Consider the following 18,276-nt stretch of genomic DNA (forward strand, 5'->3'; position numbering starts at 1 on the left):
ATGGAAAAGACATTAGATTTAAAACAGCAATGGGAAGCTTTCAAAGTTGAAAATCCTAAACTAAGAATCAGAGATGCGGCCCGCGCATTAGGCACTGCCGAAGCAGCACTAATTGCCACTACGGTAGGGGATACTGCCATCCGCTTAAAAGATGAATTCCCTGAAATCCTTCAAGGTGTAGCAGCTTTAGGAAAAGTAATGGCTTTAACACGTAATGACAATTGCGTACATGAACGTAAGGGAGTGTATCATAAAGTGACTTTCCGTGGCTCCATGGGCCTTGCCGTAAATCCTGATATAGACCTGAGGTTGTTCATGAGCCAATGGGCATCAGGTTTTGCTGTCAATGAAAACAATAGAAAAAGCCTGCAGTTCTTTGGAAAAGATGGCGAAGCAGTACATAAAATTTACCTGACGGAAGCTAGTCTGGAATCTGCTTATGAAGATTTAGTCGCTAAATACACTGCGGAAGATCAGAAAGCAGCATTAGAAATCAGCGCAGCAAAAGCACCGATAGCGGAATTGCCGGATGCAGAAATTGAAGTGGAAGTATTCCAGAAAGCCTGGCTGGCTTTAGAAGATACGCATGATTTTCATGGTCTTTTGAAAACCTATACCGTAACCAGGACTCAGGCGCTGCGCTTGGCTCCGGAAGGACATGCTTTCTCTATTACTTTAGCTTCTTTGAAATCCATATTACATAAAGCCTCGGAAACAGATCTGCAGATTATGGTATTTACCGGTAGTGCGGGATGCATTCAGATCCACACAGGTTTGGTAAAGAAATTAGTAGAAACAGGACCTTGGTTCAATGTACTGGATCCTGATTTTAACCTGCATTTAAGAATGGATGCGATTGATTCGATCTGGTTGGTTAAAAAGCCAACAAAAGATGGTATTGTGACCAGTATTGAAGTTTTTGACAATAAAGGTGAAATTATCGTCCAGTTTTTCGGAAAGCGTAAACCAGGTATTCCAGAAGATGAAAACTGGAGGTTTATCGCCAATGAGTTGGCGGTAATCGCCTAAAGAACTATCCCCTTCATTGGGTTGCTTGGGTTTAGGTGTGTTTAAAGCGTCGGATTAGGCCCCGACGCTTTGTTTTTTATAGCTGAGGTGTGTTTACTTACCGAAATGATTGAACTTTCCGAAAACACCCAATGGCAATTTAATACCAGAGGTCGCTTGTAAGAACAATTCTCCAGTCTCCAGATTTTGAACCTGTGGGAAAGAAGTCTTGATCAGGTTTTCTACAATTACAGAAGAGAATCCTAAAGAGTAGGTGTTTAAGATTAAGAAGTGTTCATCTTCATCCAATAACTGTACTACATCCTGCATCATCTCTTGAATATGGTCTTCCAGTTTCCATTTCTCGCCATTTGGTCCATGGCCAAATGCTGGTGGATCTAAGATGATACCATTGTATTTTTTACCGCGTTTCAGTTCTCTTTTTACGAACTTTAAAGCATCTTCTACAACCCAGCGCACATCTTTAAGGTTCGAAAGTTCCTGGTTCTCATTGGCCCAGTTCACCACTTGTTTGATAGAATCTACGTGGGTGGTATCTGCACCTGCCGCTTTCGCGATCAATGATGCTGCACCAGTATAAGCGAAAAGATTCAATACTTTAGGTACTGGTGTTTTGAACTTTTTAACGCAGGAAGAGATATAATCCCAGTTTACTGCTTGCTCAGGGAATACTCCTACATGTTTGAATGAAGTTAAACCTAAACGCAGGTTGATGCTCACTTCATCATTTTTATAGTTTACATTCCAGCGATCCGGAAGGTGTGCGGAGGTTTTTGTCCATTCGCCGGTTGTTGCCGAGCGACCTTTGAACCTGATATGGGTTAATTTTTTCCATTCTTGTTCAGACATCATCTTTTTCCATACAGCCTGAGGTTCAGGTCTGCATAAGATCAGATTTCCAAAGCGTTCTAATTTTTCAAAATCACCACAATCAATCAACTCGTAATCTTTCCAGTGTGTGGGTGTTAACAGGCTTATCATAAAAATATGGGTATTAAAATTTGTCTTTTGCAGCTTTCATAAAGCGGCTGGCAAAAACAAAATCATTTAGTTCTTGAATGTCAGTATGGGCGATCTCTTTATTGGATCCTTCCCAGAATTTTTTTCCTTCGTGTAAGAATAGGATGTAATCTCCAATTCCCATTACGGAGTTCATATCGTGTGTCACGACCACGGTGGTGGTATTGTATTCTTCGGTCAGCTCTTTAATCAGCTCATCGATCACGATGGATGTTTTCGGATCCAACCCAGAGTTGGGTTCATCCACAAACAAATATTTAGGGTTCATGGCGATTGCACGGGCAATACCCACCCTTTTTTTCATCCCTCCGGAAAGTTCCGCAGGAAATAAAGCGTTTTTGCCAACCAGGTTTACCCTTTCCAGACAGAAGTTTACGCGATCGAGCTTTTCAGAACGTGCCTGATCGGTGAACATATTTAAAGGGAACATGATGTTCTCTTCTACCGTCATGGAATCAAAAAGTGCAGATCCCTGAAACAGCATACCGATTTCTTTTCTGATCTCAATCTTTTCCTCAAAGTTCATGGTGGTGAACTCGCGTCCATCATATTCTACACTTCCTTTTTCAGGATGGTGTAAGCCAATCATACACTTTAATAAGGTGGTTTTTCCGGAACCGGAACCCCCGATGATCAGGTTGGTTACTCCGGGTTTAAAGATGGCCGAAATCCCTTTTAGAACATCATTGCTGCCGAATGATTTGTAAATATCTTTGATTTCGATCATAGTAATAATTGGGTTACGATGTAATCACAAGCTAAAATAGTAATACAGCTTACTACAACTGCTCTGGTACTTGCCTGAGCTACTTCCAGTGCGCCGCCTTTTACGTAAAAACCTTCATAAGCAGGAACCGAAGTAATGATAAAGCCAAATACAAAAGCTTTTACCAGGGCTACTACAATGGTATATGGATTGAAGTCGGTAGTGATACCTTGAATATATTCAGCCGCAGAAACGGCACCTGATAAGGTACCACCAATAAATCCACCGCCGATACTCAATACCATGGAGATGATCACCAATAGGGGAACCATCGTAATTCCGGCAAGGATCTTTGGTAAGATCAGGTATCCTGGAGAGTTGATGCCCATAATCTCTAAGGCGTCAATCTGCTCACTTACGCGCATGGTACCAATCTCTGAAGAGATGGCAGAGCCGATTTTTCCGGCCAGTACAATTGCGGTGATTGTTGGACTAAGTTCCAGAATACTGGAGTCCCTGTTTACAGAACCGATAATGGTTTTAGGGATGAAATCGCTAACCAGCTGAAAGGCGATCTGTAAGGTCATTACCGCGCCAATAAAGGTAGAGATAATAGAAATCAGACCGAGTGAGCCTACGCCGATAAAGTCCATTTGTTTGAAAATGGCCTTCATATATATGCTTAACTTCTCCGGCCTTCTGAAAACAGCCTTTAATAAGAGTATGTATCTGCCAAAATTGGTGAAATTCATTTAATGAAAATTAGCTATGGTAATAATGCAATATTACTACAAAGAAACAACAAAAATTGTTGGGTCATTGCTTTATTTATTAAATAAATATTTCGTTTACTGCTCGTTTAGTGCGAGTTTAAGTGCGGTAAGGCCTATATACTATAGGGCATTTTATGTAATATTGCTGACAAATTTATAGGAGATGAACGCTGTAATTACAGGAGCTACCAAAGGAATTGGAAAAGCGATTGCCATTAAACTGGCGGAAAAGGGGTGCAATATTGCGATATGTGCAAGGAATACTGCTGAATTGGAGGCTTTTAGCGGGGAATTGAGGGCTTTTGGAGTTCAGGTATTCAGCTTTGCTGCGGATCTGGGTGTGAAAGCCGAAGTTGCCAATTTTTGCAGTGCAGTGAGCAGAACCTTTTCCAAGGTAGATGTATTGGTGAATAATGCAGGCACATATTTGCCGGGCATGCTGCTCGAAGAAGCAGATGATGCCTTCGAGAAACAGTTGAATCTGAACCTCTTGGCCCCCTATTATCTTTCTAAATATTTTGGTGAAATCATGTCTGATCAACGCTCAGGGCATGTTTTTAACATCTGCTCGGTAGCCAGTAAAGAAATCGTACCAAATGCCGGCAGCTACAGTGTAACTAAATCAGCCTTACTTAGTCTTAATGATGTATGCCGGGAGGAGTTATCGAAATACAATGTTAAAGTGACGGCAATTTTGCCAGGTTCCACCTTAACGTCTTCATGGGAAGGGACAGAAATCCCTGCGGAGCGTTTTGTACAGCCGGAAGATATTGCCAATACGATATACAGTATTTTAAACCTAAGTGCCGGTGTAAATGTTGATGAAGTAACCTTAAAGCCGTTACAGTTTTAAAGAAAAATATAAATAAGAAAAGGAGGATAGAATTATGGAAAAGCGATTATTTAGAAATGAGCACGATAAAGTTTTAGCGGGTGTTTCCTCAGGAATTGCGGAGTATATGGAGGTTGATGTAACCATTATCAGATTGTTGTTTGTGCTTTCGACCATATTTTTGGTGGGTACAGGGGTATTGGTGTACATTGTGATGTGGATTATTGTTCCTGTAAATAATGACCCGACAAAGCGTTTCTCCAAATTCAACGATTTTTATAAAGGGCAGCCTAATAACCCATTCAGTACACCGGGGAGTTTTTCACAAGCACCACCAACACCAAAACCTGAGCAGCCCGCTTCAGCAAGCAGCTGGACTTCATCTACGATAAATGAAGATCCATTTAACTTTGGTGCTAAAGCAGAGGATTTGAATAAGGTATTCCCTAAAACGAATAATGAAACCGGGAGAACAGTAGGTGGTTTGTTCCTGCTGGTGATTGGGATTTACTTCCTGATGAATGAGTTTGATATCATCCCATTCTGGTTTAGCCTGGGTAAATTATGGCCATTGGTATTCGTTGCCATCGGTGCGAGTTTCATCATGAAAGGCAAGAATAAGAATGCCTGGGAAAATTGGAAAGAACAGCAGAGTAGGGGTTTTAATGGGGATGCACCAGTAAACCCGGAAGCACCTGTAACTCCGGAAAGTCCGGTTAATTCATGGCCAAGTGATGCGGCAGCGCCTTCAGCACCTGCTGCAGGTACGGAAGGAACAGTGCCACCTGTAGACGACAGGTTTACCAAACGTGATCAATTGTAAGGAATTTTTCATTTTATAAATTTAAACAGATGAAGACAGATAGAATAATGTGGGGTATCGTGCTGTTGTTTATAGGCGGCGTATTACTTCTGGAGAATTTTCATATTATTGATTTTTACTGGCGCAGTGTGATCCGCTTCTGGCCGATCTTCCTGATCATTGCAGGGGTAAATATCCTTTTCAGCAGGAATAAATCACAGGTAGGCGGGATAGTATCTATAGCCGTTTTAGTAGTGACTTTGTCGATGTTGTTCGTTAAAGGGCAGCAAAGACCAAATGACGGACGCAATTGGTTAGGAGACGAACTGAGCGCAGAGATCAATACCGATGAAAATGACAACGATAAATCGTATGAGGAGTTGAACTTTTCGGAGCCTTATACGGATAGTCTGGGTAAAAAAGTAGTGCTGAACATCTCTGGAGGTGGTACTTCTTTTGAGCTGAAAGGATCAACAGATAGCTTACTTCAAGCACGTGTACAGAAGAAAGCAGGTGAGTTCTCGTTGAGTAAAAGTACGACAGACAGTTCTACCACGGTTACTTTCAAAATGAAAGGCAAAGGCTGGACGATGAATGACGGCGGAAATGATGTAGACTTTCATTTGAACAAAAACCCGGAATGGGACTTGCATATGAATATGGGTGCCGGAGAAGTAGATTTCGATTTTACCGATTATAAAGTGCGTAACTTTAACTTTGATGGTGGTGCTGCGGCATTGGACATTAAGTTTGGCAGTCTGCTGCCGATCACCGATGTGAATGTGAAAACAGGAATTGCTGATGTGAAGATTAGTGTGCCAACGGAATCAGGCTGTAGGATAAAAACTAAAACCGGACTTTCTGCTAAAGATTTTACCGGATTTACAAAGATGAAAGATGGTACTTATGAGACGCCAAACTATGCCAGTTCAACCAACAAAATTTTTATTAATCTGGATGGTGGATTGAGTAACTTTGAAGTGAAGCGCAATTAGCACCGGAAATTAAAAGGTGGTTCGCCATTTTTATCAATACTATATATAAAATATTAGCATGGAAAACGGGGTTAGCCCAGAATATACCGTTGTGATCAACGGAAAACCAACGGGGCCGTATGCTTTAGATATGCTGAAAACCTTGTCCATCCTCCCGGGAACATTTATCAGGAAACCTGGAATGGACGATTATAAAGAAGCTCAGGAGTTCGCGGAACTTCGTGAGCTTCTTGGTTTTACTTACACCAAGACCGCACCTCAATATTTTGCTTCATTTGACCAGCGCCTGCTGGCCAGTGTGATTGATTATTTTCTGATCACTATCTGCTACGCAGTTTTAGTGCTGATCAGCTTTGCTTTTATTTCGGAAAAAACAGAACGCATTGCCGCGATCGTGATCGGCTTGCCGCTGATCCCAATTGCCAAGTTTTTCTATGGCAGTATCGCAGAAGCCGGTATTAAACAGGCGACACTCGGAAAGGCTTTGCTGAATATCCAGGTGACAGATATGAAAGGGAACCGCATTAGCCTGGAGAAATCTTATGGTAGGAATGCCGCAAAAATATTATCGGTACTTCCTGTTTTCTTTGGCTATCTATACAGTTTCCTAAATCGGAAACAGCAATGTTTTCATGACCTGATTGCAGACACACTTGTGGTGAAGGATAGACTGATTTAACCAACATAATCTTTATCTTTGCTTCATATTCACATCGTAAGTTGATGTTGATGTCTTAAATTGATGGAAGAAGCAGCTGTTCAAAAAGAGTTAAGTGGTGGGTATTGCAATAGTTTAACCCAATATTCTAGGTTTTTAACCCGTGAGGTAAACATCGGTGATGTGCCTATGGGTGGATTAAATCCAATCCGGATACAATCGATGACCACCACAGATACGATGGACACGATTGGTACTGTAGAACAAACCATTCGCATGGTAGAATCTGGCTGTGAATACGTACGTATTACTGCGCCAAGTATCAAAGAAGCGGAAAATCTAGCCAACATCAAGAAAGAATTGCGTTACCGTGGGTATCATGTACCCCTGGTTGCCGATATCCATTTTACACCCAATGCCGCAGAATCTGCAGCAAGGATTGTAGAAAAGGTAAGGGTAAACCCAGGTAACTACGCTGATAAGAAGAAATTTGAAAATATAGAATATACCCAGCAAGCCTATCAGGCAGAACTGGACAGGATTTATAAGAAGTTCATTCCTTTAGTGAAAATCTGTAAAGAGTACGGTACGGCCATGAGGATAGGTACCAATCACGGCTCTTTATCAGATCGGATCATGAGCCATTATGGCGATACCCCAAGAGGAATGGTTGAGTCGGCAATGGAGTTTATCCGCATGTGCGAGGCGCAAAACTATTATAACCTGGTGATTTCAATGAAAGCGAGTAACACACAGGTGATGGTGCAGGCTTATCGCTTACTCGTAGAAACGATGGTGAAAGAAGGAATGAATTATCCTTTACACCTTGGCGTAACTGAGGCCGGAGACGGCGAAGATGGCAGGATTAAATCGGCGGTCGGCATAGGCACTTTGCTGGAAGATGGTTTAGGAGATACAATCCGTGTTTCCCTGACCGAAGATCCTGAATTCGAAGCACCAGTAGCGAAAGCAATGGCTATGCGCTATGAAAAGAGAGCTTTAAATACTTTGCTAAGCCCGGAGCGCGAGAAAATTACCATCAAAAACCTGCCTTACCAACCCTATGAGTACAACCGCAGGGTGACTGCTCCTGTGCAGCATATTGGTGGGCATCATCATCCAATTGTGATGCTGGATGTGTCAAAAGAAAATTTAAAAGATCCTTACTTTTTAACCGCTGTAGGGTATAAATATAGTGCCGGACTGGATAAATACAATATGGCCGATCAGGCTTGTGATCTTGTTTATCTTGGCGATGCGCTTCCTTCATTTTCATTTCCTGGAAACCTGAAGCAAATCTATAATTACCAGACCTGGTTAAATCTGAAAGATAAGCACAATTGTCACCCTTTAATGAGCCTTGCTGAATATCAGGAAGCCGCAGTAAAAGATGCACAGCTAAATCTGATCAGTGTGGATGCCAATGAGGAGGTAGATTGGTCGCTGCTGAAAGATAAGGAAAACATTGTATTGGTGTTGGAAACCACTGCCGATCATGGTATGGCCGCACAGCGCGCCTTCTTTGTCCAGTTGTTAAATGACAAGATTCAGCTTCCGGTAATTATCAGAAGAAACTACCCAGAGCTGAACGCAGATGACTTAATGTTGTACGCTGCTACAGATACTGGTGCCCTATTTACCGATGGTTTAGGGGATGGGATTTGGCTTACCGCCGCAGAATCTGTAGGTCTTGCATTGGTGAATTCTACCAGTTTTGGCATTTTACAGGCTACGCGTACGAGGATCTCTAAGACAGAATATATCTCTTGTCCAAGTTGTGGACGTACGCTGTTTGATCTTCAGGAGACGACACAATTGATCAGGTCACGTACAGATCATTTGAAGGGAATCAAGATCGGTATCATGGGTTGTATCGTGAACGGTCCAGGTGAAATGGCTGATGCGGATTATGGTTATGTAGGAACAGGTCCGGGGAAAATTACGCTTTACCGGGGTAAGGAAGTCGTGAAGAAAAACGTAAATGCAGACCGTGCGCTGGATGATTTAATCGACCTGATTAAAGAAGATGGCAACTGGGTGTATGTAAGTTAATTGTTGCTTTTTATTCTATAAATTTTCATCATCTTAGTGCATCAAAACCCAAAAGATGATGAAAAGAAATACATTGTTAGCATTAACCCTATTTGTAGGGTTTTTCAGCCTGAATGCAAGCGCACAGGAGAAAAAGAAAGCCAGTCCGCCGGCAAGTGTTAAAGAAACCACCAGTTCTGGGGTAACTATTGCTATTGATTACAGTCAGCCATCTGTGAAAGGCAGAACAATTGGTGGAGAAATTGCACCTTATGGTAAAGTATGGCGTACGGGTGCCAATGAAGCCACCACTTTTGAAGTCAGCAAGGCTGTAAAAGTAGAAGGTAAAAATCTTCCTGCAGGTAAATATGGTTTGTACACGATTCCTGGAGAAAAGGAATGGACGATTATCTTTAATAAAACCTGGAAACAATGGGGAACAAATTATGCGGAAGCAGATGATGCGTTACGCGTAACAGTAAAACCTGAAAAATCTTCGGCGTTTACAGAACAGATGACATTCAAAATTGACAAGTCAGGTAAGGTGACGTTGCTATGGGGAGACAAGTCGGTTTCTTTCCGCGTGAAATAAAGTTTTAAAAAAGAGGTTGATGATTCAAAGGCTGGAACCTTTGCCCGAAGAGGGCAAAATTCCTAGGCCTTTTCTTTCATCATCCTCTTTTTTTTATTTGAGGTCCGTTGAGGAGGTGATTGCTTACTTGGTTTGGACCTTTGTTGTTTGCTGGGTTTGAACCTTTGTTGTTTACTTGGTTTGGACCTGTGTTGTTTACTGGGTTTGGACCTGTGTTGTGTATTAGGTTTGAACCTTTGTTGTTTACTGGGTTTGAACCTTTGTTGTTTACTAGGTTTGGACCTGTGTTGGTTACTGGGTTTGGACCTTTGTTGTTTACTGGGTTTGAACCTTTGTTGTTTACTGGGTTTGAACCTTTGTTGTGTACTAGGTTTGAACCTTTGTTGTTTACTGGGTTTGGACCTTTGTTGTTTACTGGGCTTGAACCCTTGTTGTTTACTGGGTTTGGACCTTTGTTGTTTACTGGGCTTGAACCCTTGTTGTTTGCTCGTTTTGGACCTTTGTTACTTACGTTTTAGGAATTCAAGGCTTTTATCGCAGACTTCTTGTAAGTGTTTAGGCAGTTCTGTTTCCTGATAGGGATGACTGGCACCAAATACATGGTTTGCTCCTTCAATTTTTTGGATTTCGGCTTTTAGCTGCTTCTGCGCTAGTTCTTGCGCGACACTGAATTTGACATTTACATCTTCATCACCGTGTAGGATGAGCCAGGGGATTTTTACTCGCGCTGCGGCTTGGATAATGCTAAATGATTCTTTATTGGAGTTGAAATCTTGTAGCAATGTACTGTTTAAAGGCATCTTCTCTTTTGTTCTTGCATTTTCTACGTAGATTTTGCCAGTTTTTACCCATTCTTCTTCCTGTTCTGGTTTCCATAAACTGGAGAAATCGGCAATGGCTGACCAGGTGATGAGCTTGGTAATTCTGGGATCTTTTGCTGCTTGGAGTATGACCAAGCCGCCACCTCTGCTATGACCGATGAGGTAGATGTTTTTTGGGTGATAGGTTTGTTCCGTGTAGTTGATCACGGTGTTTAAATCTGCCAGCTCCATGCTGATGGTATTGGACGCAAATGCTTCCATATCTGTGACATCATTCGGATTTTCCGGGCTAACTCCGCTGTGCGACAGGTTAAATTTAAGGTAAGGATAGCCGTTTTTTGCAAAATATCGGGCAACAAGGTGATGCGCTCCCCAATCTTTAAAGCCTTTAAAGCCGTGAACGAAAATTATAATGGACGAATTTTGCTGCTGATCATCAACGGTATAATCACCAATTATGGGCTTCCCTGATGAGCCGGTTAGGCTAAATTGCTCGTTTTTAATCATGTAGGTGTGTTTTATTGTTTTACATCCTCTATAACAAAATTAAAGAAAAGATGTTTCTATTGGTTGGGTTTATTTGGAATCGTTTTAAATAGCTCTTAATTACTCCATAATGACAGTGAAATAAGCTTCGGTTGTTACTTTTGTTACACTAAAAATAAACAGAGTACGACATTTTGGAATATTTAAAAATCATTGCTTTTACGCATAAACATATTGACCTAAAAGCATTGGGTAAATTGGTGATATGTGAGCAGACATTAGACGACAGATTGAGGAACATTCAATCGGAGTTAGATGTTAAAGAAATATTCTACATCGGAACCTGCAACAGGGTTGAATTTGTGTTTACTTCTGCGCATCATCTGGACAAAGCTTTTATTACACGCTTCCTTACGGTATTGAATATGGGCTTGCCTGAAGAATACATGGACAAGTTCGTTGAAAACGTTGTGGTGTATGAACAAGTGGCCGCTTTTAATCATTTATTACGTACTTCCTGCTCTTTAGAGAGTTTGGTAGTAGGAGAGAAAGAAATTCTTGCTCAGGTACGGAAAGCTTATGAAGCTTGTCGCGTGGCAGGATTTACTGCGGATTATATGCGCATGATTATGAATAGGGTGGTGAAAACGGCGAAAGAAGTTTATACACATACCAATATTTCAAAAAATCCGGTTTCAGTTGTATCTCTGGCTTATCGCAAATTGCGTGACCTGAAAATTGTCAGCAATTCAAGACTGCTAATTATCGGTGCGGGTGAGACGAATAAAAATATCGCTCAGTACCTTAAAAAACATAAATACTCCAATTTCTCGATTTTCAACAGAACGGTTGAAAACGCAGAAGTATTGGCTAAAGAATTAAATGGGACAGCCTACCCGCTGTCTGAACTGGAAAACTTCAACCAGGGATTTGATGTGATCATCACCTGTACAGGTGCTACTGAGCCCATCATCACAAAAGAAATCTATACAAAACTTCTAAATGGGGAAACTGGCAAAAAGATTATTGTCGATTTAGCTATTCCTAATGATACCGCTCCAGAAGTGGTCGCAGAATTCCCAATTCATTTTATAGAAGTCGAATCTCTGAAAGAGATTGCACGCAAAAATATTCAGGAACGTTATGATGAGCTGGTGAATGCCGAGCACATCATAGAAGAAAATATCAAGGACTTTGAATTGGTATTACGTCAGCGCAAGATAGAGATTGCAATGAGTAGTGTTCCTCAGAAAATCAAGGAAATTAAGCATACTGCTATCAATGGTGTCTTTGCCGAAGAGATCAGCGGTCTTGATGAAAACTCAAGATTGGTGTTGGAAAAAGTGATGAATTACATGGAAAAAAAATGTATCAGCATTCCAATGGTCATGGCAAAGGAGATATTGGTAAAGAATAGCTAGATTTGCCCAAAAAATAGCATTAACGTGAAAAGACTTATTATCGGTACGAGAGGTAGCGACCTGGCTTTATGGCAGGCCAATTTTATTAAGGATAGACTTGCAGAGATTGGTGCCGAAGCCGAACTAAAGATCATCAAAACTCAAGGAGACAAAATTCTAAACCTTAGGCTGGATAAGCTGGAAGGCAAAGGTTTTTTCACCAAAGAGCTGGAAGAAGAACTTTTAGGGGGTACCATTGATATAGCCGTACACTCCCATAAAGATTTACCAACTACACACCCTGCAGGCTTAACTATTGCAGCGGTAACAGAGCGTGAGGATCCCTCAGAGCTGTTATTGATCCTGAAAGATTGTGTAGACATCAAACAAAAGCTTTCCCTGAAAACGGGAGCAATGGTGGGTACTTCTTCCAACAGACGTAAAGCACAAATGCTTTCCCTGCGTTCTGACCTGAATATTGAAGATTTAAGAGGTAATGTGCCTACAAGAATTCAAAAGCTTAGGGATGAGGATTATGATGCGATTTTATTGGCGAAAGCTGGTGTGAATCGTCTAAACATCGACCTTTCAGAATTCCATGTGGAAGTGGTAGATACAACAGAACTAGTTCCTGCACCTGCACAAGGCGCATTGGCCATCCAGATCAGAGAAAATGATGCGGAACTGGCGGAATTGCTGAAAAAACTAAACCATCAGGAAACGATCGACGCCATTGGTGTAGAACGTAAGGTGTTGAACCTTTTTGAAGGTGGCTGTCACATGCCTTTAGGATGTTACTGCAAAAAAGAAGATGGAATGTATGAAATCTGGACTTCCAAAGCGGAAACTGATGAACATTTCCCTGATCGCTTCTTTTGTCGCGAGGAAAGCCTGGAAGGTGTAGCCGAAAAAATTGTTGCTAAATTCAGTACGGATAGAAAATTACCTGCAAAGGTGTTTATCTCCAGAGAAATTGGTGAACATAGCTATTTTAGAAAAGCATTAGAAAAACATAATATTGAAATTGAAGGCAGATCATTGATCCGTACGTTCCCAATCGTAACCGTATTGGATCCCTTCTATCTTAAACACCTCAACTGGATATTCTTTAGCAGCCGCAATAGCGTGGAATATTTCTTCGCATTGAAGCCTTTATTGCCTAAACATGTGAAGTTTGGCGTAGCAGGAAGAGGTTCTGAAGATTCATTGAGAAAGGCCGGACACCTGGCAGACTACGTAGGTGAAGGTGGTGATATTGATGAAGTAGCGGAACTTTTCGCCAAATTGGTTGCAGGGCAAACTGTATTGTTCCCAAGAGCGCAGGATTCATTACAGAGCATACAAAAAGCGTTAACACCAGATACGAAAGTAGTGGATCTTCCAATTTACGAGACTGTAATTGAAGAAGATGTAGACCAGACGTACGCAGAGGTGCTGATCTTTACCAGCCCTTCCAATGTGGAAGCTTATTTTGTGGAAAACTTATTAGAACCGGGACAGCAGGTTATTGCCATCGGAAACTCGACAGGAAAGAAATTTGATGAGATGGGCGTAAGCTACATCCAGCCCTATTCTCCTGATGAGATCGGATTGGCCGAAGCAGTATTCGGAATAGATATAAAACGATAAAAGTAAATTTAATATGGTGCACCGTCCGCGTAGATTGAGAAAGAATCCTTTAGTGAGGGAAATGGTAGCTGAAACGAGGTTATCTAAAGACATGTTCATTTTTCCATACTTTGTAGTACCGGGAAAAAATGTAGTACATCCTTTAGGAGCAATGCCAGGCATCAGCCATTTTTCTGAAGATACTTTATTGAAGGATGTGGAAAAAGGATTAAAGCTCGGTGTGAATAAGATCATGCTTTTTGGTGTAGGTGATGAGAAATCTGAAGATGCCGCATCAGCTTATCATGATCATTCCCTGGTTCCTTCGGCAGTTCGCCTGTTAAAGAAAAATTTTGGAGAAGATTTGTACGTCGTAACTGATGTTTGTGTTTGTTCTTATACGACTCATGGTCATTGTGGAATTATGAAGGACGACTATGTTCAGAATGATCCAACAGTGGAGGTGATTGCTAAAATGGGATTGGCACATGCGGAAGCGGGTGCAGATATGCTGGCGCCATCAGATATGATGGATGGCAGGATTTCCGCGATGAGACAATTAATGGATGGACAAGGTTTTGTAAATACGGCAATCATGTCGCACGCTACAAAATTTGCTTCTGCTTATTACGGTCCTTTCCGTGAAGCGGCAGACTGTGCGCCGAGTAAAGGCGACAGAAAAGCTTATCAGATGGACTTTAGAAACGGTAACGAAGCGCTTAGAGAGGCTTTACTGGATGAAAGTGAAGGCGCAGATGTATTGATGGTGAAGCCAGCTTTGGCTTACCTTGATGTGATGCATAACCTGAAACAGCATACAAATTTGCCGATTGCTTGTTATAACGTGTCGGGAGAATACTCGATGGTGAAGGCTGCTGCGGAAAAAGGATGGATTGATGAGCAGAAAGTAGTGATGGAAACCATGCATGCTTTTGCGCGTGCGGGTGCAAGTATCATTACCACTTATCACATCAGGGATATGGTTGAAAAGAATTGGTTGTAAGTAAAAAAAATATGTTAGAATCTTTAAAAAAAATGTTTTCAGGAAATGAAGGCGAAATGCCAGTGAATACTGGTAGTAAACCTGATATTTCGAGAGAAAAATCGGCAGAACTGTATGAAAAAGCAAAGAACTATTTCCCTGGAGGGGTAAATTCTCCGGTGAGAGCTTTTAAATCAGTATATGGCACTCCTTTGTTTATTCAAAAAGGAGATGGCTGTTTCGTATGGGATGCCGATGGTAATCAATTTATAGATTTTTGCGGAAGCTGGGGCCCATTAATTTTGGGTCATAACAACGCTAAGGTTAGGGAAAAAGTAACGGAAGTGATGCAGAGTGGAATGAGCTTCGGCGCACCTACCGCATTGGAAAACGAGCTTGCAGAACTGATCATTAAAAACAACAAATTCGTAGAGAAAATCCGTTTTACAAGCTCAGGTACGGAAGCCGTAATGTCGGCAATCAGACTGGCTCGTGGTTATACCGGAAAAGATAAAATCATCAAGTTTGAAGGCTGTTACCATGGTCACACCGATTCATTATTGGTAAAAGCAGGTTCAGGCCTGGTTACTTTCGGAGAAACTTCTTCTGCAGGTGTTCCTAAATCATTCGCTCAGGAAACGATTGTGATTCCTTTGAATGATACAGAAGCCATCAAAGCCGCTTTCGAGCAGTTTAAAGATGAGGTTGCTGCGGTAATTATTGAGGGTATTCCAGCAAATAATGGTTTATTAATGCAGGATGCTGAGTACATCAAATTCCTGGAGCAAATCTGTAAAGAAAATAAAGCATTATTGATTTTTGATGAGGTGATTACTGGATTCAGAATCGGTTTTGAAGGTGCTGCTGCTTATTATGGGGTGAAACCGGATATTGTTACTTATGGTAAGATTATCGGTGGTGGATTGCCAGTAGGTATGTATGGTGCTTCAGCAGAAATTATGGGCCACATTTCTCCGGATGGCGGCGTTTATCAGGCAGGTACATTATCGGGAAATCCGGTAGCAATGGCCGCAGGTATCGCCCAGTTAACAGAGCTATTGCGTTCAGGTTTCTACAAAGAATTGAACAATAAGGCCTCAGAATTTGCAGAAAGCATTCAGCGTTTTGCGACAGCCAGAAACTACAAGCTGAAAGTATTTCACGTAGGTTCTATCTTCTGGATGGCCTTCACAGATAAAGATAAGATCCAGTGCGCCGAGGATATCGATCCGGCGAGCATGGAGAAATTCAAACTGATGCACAGAGAGTTATTGAACAGAGGCATTTACTTAGGTCCATCAGGATATGAAGTAGGATTTGTGTCTGCTGCACACACTAAAATTGAGCTGGAGAAAGCGAAAAGAGCAATCTTCGACAGTCTTGATGTGGTTTTCAGAAATAAGTAATTATAGCGTATATTTAAATAGTATAAAACTGCTGCTTTGAAGAAATCAATTGTCATCTTTTATTTTATGTTGCTGTACTCCTTGGTACAGTTGATCTCCTGGGGAGCATTGGTAGTAAGATTGGAGCCTGCCAGAATGGCCATGGTGATGGGAGAGGGATCTGTATTCCTTTTTCTACTGTGTGTAGGTGCCTACTTTTTACACCAGTCGATTAAAAAAGAAGATCGTTTAAGAGAACAGCAGCAAAACTTTTTACTTTCTGTAACGCATGAACTAAAATCGCCTTTGGCAGCCATTAAATTGTCTGTTCAAACGATCATTAAACGCGACCTTGACAAAGCCAGACAAACTTCATTATTGAACAATTCCCTAAAGGACATTGAGCGTCTGGACGACCTGGTGGAGAATATGCTGCTGGCTACGAAAATCGAGAATGGCTCTTTATCTTTTCCGAAAGAAGAGTTTGACTTTTCAGAGCTGGTGACTAAGGTTACAGACCGTCTGCAGATCCACTCTTGTGGCTGCGAGCAAGTGATCACCTTGTCGATAACGCCTGGTATAAAGGTAGTTGGAGATCAGTTTTCCTTGTCTTCTGTAGTGACGAATCTAATTGAGAATGCTGTCAAATATTCAGGTCCATGTGCGGAAATAGATGTCGAATTGACAGTGAAGGATGGCCACCCGTTTTTAAGGGTGGCTGATAAAGGTCCAGGTATCCCAGATCAGGAAAAAATGTTGATTTTTGACAAATTTTATCGCGTTGGTAATGAGAATGTAAGAAAATCAAAAGGAACAGGATTAGGCCTGTTTATTGTTAAGGAAGTATTACAAATGCACGACGCTGATATTAGCGTTAGAGATAACGTACCGCATGGTGCTATTTTTGAAATTACATTTAGTTGATCATTATGCAACAGAAATTAAGAATATTACTGGTCGAAGATGAAGACCACTTGTTAGATGCTATAAAATTGAACCTTGAACTGGAAGGCTATAAAGTTCATGCAGTAAAAGACGGTAAGACGGCTTTAAAAGTTTTTAAAGAAGAACGTTTTAACCTGATCATTCTGGATGTAATGCTTCCTGAAATGGATGGATTCCAGGTGTGTGAAACCATCAGATTAGAAAATACAGAGGTACCTATCCTTTTCCTTACGGCTAAGAACACAAGTGAAGACCGTGTAATGGGGTTGAAAAAAGGTGCGGATGATTATCTGGTTAAACCTTTCAACCTGGAAGAACTGATTCTTAGAGTTGGTATTTTAGTGAAACGCAGTATGAAAGCTGATGACCTGAAAGAAATTAACTCATATAAAATCGGCGATAAAACGATCTATTTCAACTCTTTCGAATTGAAACAGGATGATGGTGTGATTGTTCCATTGACTAAGAAAGAAACTATGCTATTGAAATTACTGATCGAACGTAAGAACGAAGCAGTATCTCGTGAGCAGATTTTAGAGACGGTTTGGAACTATGATGTTTATCCTTCAACACGTACGATTGATAACTTTATCCTGACTTTCCGTAAGTATTTCGAACCAGATCAGAAAAACCCGGTTTATTTCCATTCCATCAGAGGTGTAGGTTATAAATTCACAGATATTCATTAATGTACAATAATAAAGGCAGGTATGCCCTCATGGCACTCTTCGTGATTGCTGCGGGAGTATGCCTTTTCTACGATCAAATTCAACTGGCTGTATTGGCCGGTTTTTTCTTTGCCTTTGTGATTTGGAGCCATTTCAAGCACAGCTCGATTTTATTGGCTTCCAAGTACTTTAAGAACGGGGATTACGAAAGAACAGAAAAGATATTGGCAGAAGTACCTAATCCGGATCGCTTAGCGCGAAACAGAAGGGGATATTACGAATTTATGCGTGCCAATATTGCACTGAAAAGAGAAGAGTATGAAGATGCCGAGCGTCATTTTCAAATTGCCAGTCGCTTTCCATTAGGTGGCAAAAACGACAAGGCTTTTGTGATGATCCACCTGGCCAATCTCGCCCTGCGGAAAAAGGACCTGGAACGTACCAGGGCTTATATTGAGCGGGCCAAAGAACTGGCTGTTACCCCTAGAGCACAAGAGATCATTAGTAAAATTGAGCAAGAAGCAAATCGATTATAAAACAAAC

18 protein-coding genes are annotated in these 18,276 nt (G+C 41.3%); 14 read left to right on the forward strand and 4 right to left on the reverse strand.

Annotated elements, in window-relative coordinates; translation table 11 throughout:
- Window positions 1-1,029: a hemin-degrading factor gene (locus K7X70_RS04495; protein ID WP_222535941.1), complete on the forward strand. Its 1,029-nt coding sequence runs from the start codon at window positions 1-3 to the stop codon at window positions 1,027-1,029.
- Window positions 1,030-1,122: 93 nt separating this feature from the next.
- Here K7X70_RS04495 and K7X70_RS04500 read toward each other — a convergent pair whose 3' ends face one another.
- The 3 genes from K7X70_RS04500 to K7X70_RS04510 are packed head-to-tail and all read right to left on the reverse strand — an operon-like array spanning window position 1,123 to window position 3,507.
- A complete protein-coding gene (locus K7X70_RS04500) occupies window positions 1,123-2,010 on the reverse strand; it encodes a class I SAM-dependent rRNA methyltransferase (protein ID WP_222535942.1) in 888 nt (295 codons plus the stop codon).
- A 13-nt stretch (window positions 2,011-2,023) separates the two neighbouring features.
- A complete protein-coding gene (locus K7X70_RS04505; protein WP_222535943.1) occupies window positions 2,024-2,776 on the reverse strand; it encodes an ABC transporter ATP-binding protein in 753 nt (250 codons plus the stop codon).
- Window positions 2,773-3,507: an MlaE family ABC transporter permease gene (locus tag K7X70_RS04510; protein WP_187667733.1), complete on the reverse strand. Its 735-nt coding sequence runs from the start codon at window positions 3,505-3,507 to the stop codon at window positions 2,773-2,775. Before K7X70_RS04510 ends, K7X70_RS04505 begins: the two co-directional genes overlap by 4 nt.
- A gap of 184 nt (window positions 3,508-3,691) precedes the next feature.
- Between K7X70_RS04510 and K7X70_RS04515 the strand changes: the two genes are divergently transcribed.
- The 6 genes from K7X70_RS04515 to K7X70_RS04540 all read left to right on the forward strand — a co-directional run bounded on the left by K7X70_RS04515 (window position 3,692) and on the right by K7X70_RS04540 (window position 9,438).
- The gene (locus tag K7X70_RS04515; RefSeq protein ID WP_222535944.1) at window positions 3,692-4,381 is read left to right on the forward strand and encodes an SDR family oxidoreductase; all 690 of its coding nucleotides are present in this window, start codon (window positions 3,692-3,694) and stop codon (window positions 4,379-4,381) included.
- A gap of 34 nt (window positions 4,382-4,415) precedes the next feature.
- On the forward strand, window positions 4,416-5,183 hold the full coding sequence (locus K7X70_RS04520) for a PspC domain-containing protein (RefSeq protein WP_222535945.1): 768 nt from the start codon (window positions 4,416-4,418) through the stop codon (window positions 5,181-5,183).
- A gap of 29 nt (window positions 5,184-5,212) precedes the next feature.
- Window positions 5,213-6,157: a toast rack family protein gene (locus K7X70_RS04525; RefSeq protein ID WP_222535946.1), complete on the forward strand. Its 945-nt coding sequence runs from the start codon at window positions 5,213-5,215 to the stop codon at window positions 6,155-6,157.
- Window positions 6,158-6,215: 58 nt separating this feature from the next.
- Window positions 6,216-6,836, forward strand: coding sequence for an RDD family protein (locus tag K7X70_RS04530; RefSeq protein ID WP_222535947.1), 621 nt, complete (start codon window positions 6,216-6,218; stop codon window positions 6,834-6,836).
- 63 nt (window positions 6,837-6,899) lie between these two features.
- Window positions 6,900-8,867: a (E)-4-hydroxy-3-methylbut-2-enyl-diphosphate synthase gene (ispG, locus tag K7X70_RS04535; RefSeq protein WP_222535948.1), complete on the forward strand. Its 1,968-nt coding sequence runs from the start codon at window positions 6,900-6,902 to the stop codon at window positions 8,865-8,867.
- Window positions 8,868-8,925: 58 nt separating this feature from the next.
- Entirely contained in the window at window positions 8,926-9,438 is a 513-nt protein-coding gene (locus K7X70_RS04540; RefSeq protein ID WP_222536509.1) for a DUF2911 domain-containing protein, read from the forward strand.
- A gap of 503 nt (window positions 9,439-9,941) precedes the next feature.
- Here the strand turns inward: K7X70_RS04540 and K7X70_RS04550 are convergent.
- Window positions 9,942-10,766 (reverse strand): alpha/beta hydrolase family protein, encoded by an 825-nt coding sequence (locus tag K7X70_RS04550; RefSeq protein WP_222535949.1) that lies wholly within the window; start codon window positions 10,764-10,766, stop codon window positions 9,942-9,944.
- 173 nt (window positions 10,767-10,939) lie between these two features.
- On the opposite strand from K7X70_RS04550, the gene hemA reads away from it, so the two are divergent.
- Genes hemA through K7X70_RS04585 form a run of 7 tightly spaced genes read left to right on the forward strand, consistent with a single transcriptional unit; the run spans window position 10,940 to window position 18,269 of the window.
- Complete coding sequence (gene hemA, locus K7X70_RS04555; protein ID WP_222535950.1) at window positions 10,940-12,166, forward strand: glutamyl-tRNA reductase; 1,227 nt, start codon at window positions 10,940-10,942, stop codon at window positions 12,164-12,166.
- A gap of 24 nt (window positions 12,167-12,190) precedes the next feature.
- Window positions 12,191-13,774: a hydroxymethylbilane synthase gene (gene hemC / locus K7X70_RS04560; protein ID WP_222535951.1), complete on the forward strand. Its 1,584-nt coding sequence runs from the start codon at window positions 12,191-12,193 to the stop codon at window positions 13,772-13,774.
- 13 nt (window positions 13,775-13,787) lie between these two features.
- Window positions 13,788-14,756 carry a porphobilinogen synthase gene (gene hemB / locus K7X70_RS04565; protein ID WP_222535952.1) on the forward strand — a complete coding sequence of 323 codons (969 nt, stop codon included), beginning with the start codon at window positions 13,788-13,790 and terminating at the stop codon, window positions 14,754-14,756.
- 11 nt (window positions 14,757-14,767) lie between these two features.
- The gene (gene hemL / locus K7X70_RS04570) at window positions 14,768-16,141 is read left to right on the forward strand and encodes a glutamate-1-semialdehyde 2,1-aminomutase (RefSeq protein WP_222535953.1); all 1,374 of its coding nucleotides are present in this window, start codon (window positions 14,768-14,770) and stop codon (window positions 16,139-16,141) included.
- Window positions 16,142-16,177: 36 nt separating this feature from the next.
- Window positions 16,178-17,044 carry a sensor histidine kinase gene (locus K7X70_RS04575; RefSeq protein ID WP_222535954.1) on the forward strand — a complete coding sequence of 289 codons (867 nt, stop codon included), beginning with the start codon at window positions 16,178-16,180 and terminating at the stop codon, window positions 17,042-17,044.
- Window positions 17,045-17,049: 5 nt separating this feature from the next.
- On the forward strand, window positions 17,050-17,754 hold the full coding sequence (locus K7X70_RS04580; protein ID WP_015809248.1) for a response regulator transcription factor: 705 nt from the start codon (window positions 17,050-17,052) through the stop codon (window positions 17,752-17,754).
- Window positions 17,754-18,269 (forward strand): tetratricopeptide repeat protein, encoded by a 516-nt coding sequence (locus tag K7X70_RS04585; protein WP_222535955.1) that lies wholly within the window; start codon window positions 17,754-17,756, stop codon window positions 18,267-18,269. The genes K7X70_RS04580 and K7X70_RS04585 overlap by 1 nt, the downstream gene beginning before the upstream one ends.
- Window positions 18,270-18,276: the final 7 nt, after the last annotated feature.

This window comes from Pedobacter polysacchareus, assembly GCF_019802255.1.
Lineage (GTDB): Bacteria > Bacteroidota > Bacteroidia > Sphingobacteriales > Sphingobacteriaceae > Pedobacter > Pedobacter polysacchareus.

Bases quoted from the DNA above. Each gene is read 5' to 3' on its own strand.
- K7X70_RS04495 (WP_222535941.1), top strand. From the start codon at position 1: ATGGAAAAGACATTAGATTTAAAACAGCAATGGGAAGCTTTCAAAGTT.
- K7X70_RS04500 (WP_222535942.1), bottom strand. From the start codon at position 2,010: ATGATAAGCCTGTTAACACCCACACACTGGAAAGATTACGAGTTGATT.
- K7X70_RS04505 (WP_222535943.1), bottom strand. From the start codon at position 2,776: ATGATCGAAATCAAAGATATTTACAAATCATTCGGCAGCAATGATGTT.
- K7X70_RS04510 (WP_187667733.1), bottom strand. From the start codon at position 3,507: ATGAATTTCACCAATTTTGGCAGATACATACTCTTATTAAAGGCTGTT.
- K7X70_RS04515 (WP_222535944.1), top strand. From the start codon at position 3,692: ATGAACGCTGTAATTACAGGAGCTACCAAAGGAATTGGAAAAGCGATT.
- K7X70_RS04520 (WP_222535945.1), top strand. From the start codon at position 4,416: ATGGAAAAGCGATTATTTAGAAATGAGCACGATAAAGTTTTAGCGGGT.
- K7X70_RS04525 (WP_222535946.1), top strand. From the start codon at position 5,213: ATGAAGACAGATAGAATAATGTGGGGTATCGTGCTGTTGTTTATAGGC.
- K7X70_RS04530 (WP_222535947.1), top strand. From the start codon at position 6,216: ATGGAAAACGGGGTTAGCCCAGAATATACCGTTGTGATCAACGGAAAA.
- ispG (WP_222535948.1), top strand. From the start codon at position 6,900: ATGGAAGAAGCAGCTGTTCAAAAAGAGTTAAGTGGTGGGTATTGCAAT.
- K7X70_RS04540 (WP_222536509.1), top strand. From the start codon at position 8,926: ATGAAAAGAAATACATTGTTAGCATTAACCCTATTTGTAGGGTTTTTC.
- K7X70_RS04550 (WP_222535949.1), bottom strand. From the start codon at position 10,766: ATGATTAAAAACGAGCAATTTAGCCTAACCGGCTCATCAGGGAAGCCC.
- hemB (WP_222535952.1), top strand. From the start codon at position 13,788: ATGGTGCACCGTCCGCGTAGATTGAGAAAGAATCCTTTAGTGAGGGAA.
- hemL (WP_222535953.1), top strand. From the start codon at position 14,768: ATGTTAGAATCTTTAAAAAAAATGTTTTCAGGAAATGAAGGCGAAATG.
- K7X70_RS04580 (WP_015809248.1), top strand. From the start codon at position 17,050: ATGCAACAGAAATTAAGAATATTACTGGTCGAAGATGAAGACCACTTG.
- K7X70_RS04585 (WP_222535955.1), top strand. From the start codon at position 17,754: ATGTACAATAATAAAGGCAGGTATGCCCTCATGGCACTCTTCGTGATT.